The sequence below is a fragment of the Rhodopseudomonas sp. BR0M22 genome, assembly GCF_010907035.1.
In the GTDB taxonomy this organism is placed as follows: domain Bacteria; phylum Pseudomonadota; class Alphaproteobacteria; order Rhizobiales; family Xanthobacteraceae; genus Rhodopseudomonas.
The window spans coordinates 1-2,644 of sequence record NZ_QUMK01000135.1 but is presented as its reverse complement, the minus strand read 5'-3'; the positions used below and the strand labels follow the sequence as shown (position 1 = coordinate 2,644).

The 2,644-nt window shown below is 66.7% G+C and carries 3 protein-coding genes; all 3 read right to left on the bottom strand.

What is annotated here, in order from left to right; genetic code table 11:
- Positions 1-189 precede the first annotated feature (189 nt).
- Genes paaE through paaC form a run of 3 tightly spaced genes read right to left on the bottom strand, consistent with a single transcriptional unit; the run spans position 190 to position 2,560 of the window.
- Positions 190-1,278 (bottom strand): 1,2-phenylacetyl-CoA epoxidase subunit PaaE, encoded by a 1,089-nt coding sequence (gene paaE, locus DY468_RS24395; RefSeq protein WP_164608176.1) that lies wholly within the window; start codon positions 1,276-1,278, stop codon positions 190-192.
- A gap of 8 nt (positions 1,279-1,286) precedes the next feature.
- A complete protein-coding gene (gene paaD / locus DY468_RS24390) occupies positions 1,287-1,790 on the bottom strand; it encodes a 1,2-phenylacetyl-CoA epoxidase subunit PaaD (protein ID WP_164608174.1) in 504 nt (167 codons plus the stop codon).
- A complete protein-coding gene (paaC, locus tag DY468_RS24385) occupies positions 1,784-2,560 on the bottom strand; it encodes a 1,2-phenylacetyl-CoA epoxidase subunit PaaC (RefSeq protein ID WP_164608172.1) in 777 nt (258 codons plus the stop codon). The genes paaD and paaC overlap by 7 nt, the downstream gene beginning before the upstream one ends.
- Between the last annotated feature and the right edge of the window lie 84 nt (positions 2,561-2,644).

The following is a 2,644-nucleotide window of genomic DNA, read 5'->3' as shown; positions in this document are numbered from 1 at the left end:
GGGTTACGGCGAGATGATCGGCCGGGAATCTACCGAGCGGCCTCTGTCGCGCTGACTATGCACCAGCACATCGCAGATACAGGAATCTCGAGCTGTTCAGCCTTATCGTTCCACAACCTCTGGATTCCGGGCTCGCGCTACGCGCGCCCCGGAATGACGAGTGGAGACGTGAGTGCGCCCCTCCTCCGATCACAGATGATCGTAATCCACCACCACGCGATCGGTGGTCGGTTTGGCCTGGCAGGTGAGCACGAAACCGGCGGCGAGTTCCCAGGGCTCCAGCGAGTAGTTCAGATCCATCTTGGCCTCGCCCTCGACCAGCTTGGCGCGGCAGGTCGAGCACATCCCGCCTTTGCAGGCGAACGGCAGATCGACGCCGGCGCGCAGTGCGGCGTCCAGAATCGCCTCACCTTCCGCCACCGGCACTTCGCGGCGCTTGCCGTCGATGATCAGCGATGCGATCGCCTTCGGCGGCGCGCCAGCCTCGACCACCGTCTTCGGCCGCGGCTTGCCGCCGAGCCCCGAGACGAAACGCTCGACATGGATCCGCTCGGCGGCAATGCCGAGGTCGCGGCAGGTGAGCTCGATGTCGTCGCTCATTCCGGTCGGGCCGCAGATGAAGACATGATCGACGCTCGCCGCCGGCACCATCGCGGTGAGCAGCAGCCGCACCTTGTCGCGGTCGAGCCGGCCCTGCATCACCGGGACGTCCTGCTCCTCCTGCGACAGCACATGAAACACCGCGAGACGGTCGAGGTAGCGGTCCTTCAACGTCTCCAGCGTGTCGCGAAACAGGATCTGGTCGGTGGTGCGATTGCCGTAGAACAGGAAGAAACGGCTGCCCGGTTCGCGCGCCAGCACCGATTTGATCAGCGACAGAATCGGGGTGATGCCGCTGCCGGCCGCGAAGCCGACATAGGTGCGAACTTCCGCCGCCGCGTGGATCGCGCCGAACCGGCCGGTCGGGGTCATCACGTCGAGCGTATCGCCCACCTTCAGCTCCTCGGTCGCCCACACCGAGAACGCGCCGCCGTCGACCTTCTTCACCGCGATCCGCAGCTCGCCGTCGTCCGGGCCGGAGCAGATCGAATACGATCGCCGCACCTCCTCGCCGTCCATCGTGGTGCGCAGCGTCAGATACTGGCCAGGCACGAACTGATAGGCGCTCGCCAGCTCCGGCGGGATCGTGAAGCTGAGCGAGATCGCATCCCGCCCCTCGCGGCGCAGGTCGGCGATCGTGAGCGGATGGAAGCGCGGAATGCTGGCGGATATGTTCATGGCGGCGCTCAATGGCATTTGAAGTAATCGAACGGTTCGCGGCAGCTCTTGCAGCGCCACAGCGCCTTGCACGAGGTCGAGCCGAATTCGGAGAGCTGCTCGGTGTCGGTCGCGCCGCACTGCGGACACGCGACCTCGAGGTCACCGAACAGCGCGCGGCGCGAGCCGGTCACCTGCGGCGGCGCGATGCCATAGTCCTTGAGCTTGGCGCGGCCGGCTTCGCTCATCCAGTCGGTGGTCCACGCCGGCGCCAGCACGGTCGTCACCCGTGCCTGAGCGATGCCGGCGCGCGCCAGCGCGGTCTCGATCTCCAGCGCAATCATGTTCATCGCCGGACACCCGGAATAGGTCGGGGTAATCGCGACCTCGACGCGGCCTTGCTCGACGCGCACCTCGCGCAGCACGCCGAGATCGGCGATGCTGAGCACCGGAATTTCCGGATCGCACACCGTGGCGGCGGCGTCCCAGGCGCGCTGGCGCAGCTCGGCGTCGCTGCCGGTCGGCGTCACCACGTCTGCCCCGGATAGGTCCGCTGCATGTGCTGCAACTCGGCGAGCAGCCGGCCGAGGTGCTCGGTGTGGCGGCCGGTCCGGCCACCCTGCTGCATCCACGAATTGCTCGGCACCGTCAGGGTCGCTTCACGCAGCACGGTCTCGATCGTGCTCTGCCAGGTGCCGCGCAGGCTCGCCGGATCGATCGCAACGCCGCTCTCGATCAGCTTTCGTTCGGCATCGTCGGTCTCGAACAGCTCGCCGGTGAACGCCCACAACGCATCCACCGCATCCTGCGCACGGCGGTGGCTTTCGTCGGTGCCGTCGCCGAGCCGGATCATCCATTCGGCCGCGTGGCGGAGGTGATAGGCGCTTTCCTTTTCCGACTTGGCGGCAATTGCGGCGAGCGTGGCGTCGGACGATTGCATCATCGCCCGCCAATACGGATCGGCGAAGGCCGAATAGAACAGTTGCCGCGCGATGGTGCGGGCGAAGTCCCCGTTCGGCTGCTCGACCAGCAGCAGGTTCTGGTACTGCCGCTCCTCGCGCAGGTAGGCGAGCTGATCCTCGCCGCGGCCCTGCCCTTCGACCTGCCCCGCATAGCTGTAAAGCTCACGCGCCTGTCCGATCAGGTCGAGCGCGATGTTCGACAGCGCCATGTCCTCTTCCAGCATCGGCGCATGCCCGCACCATTCCGACAGCCGATGCCCGAGCACAAGCGCATCATCGGCGCGGCGCAGCGCATAGGTGAACAGCGGGGCGTCGGTGAGTTCAATCGAGGCGGCAGGCATTTTGATCAAAGTCCTTTTGGCACAACGATACTTCGCCGCGCGGCGGGCGGGCTCCCTCTCCCCGCTTGCGGGGAGAGGGCTGGG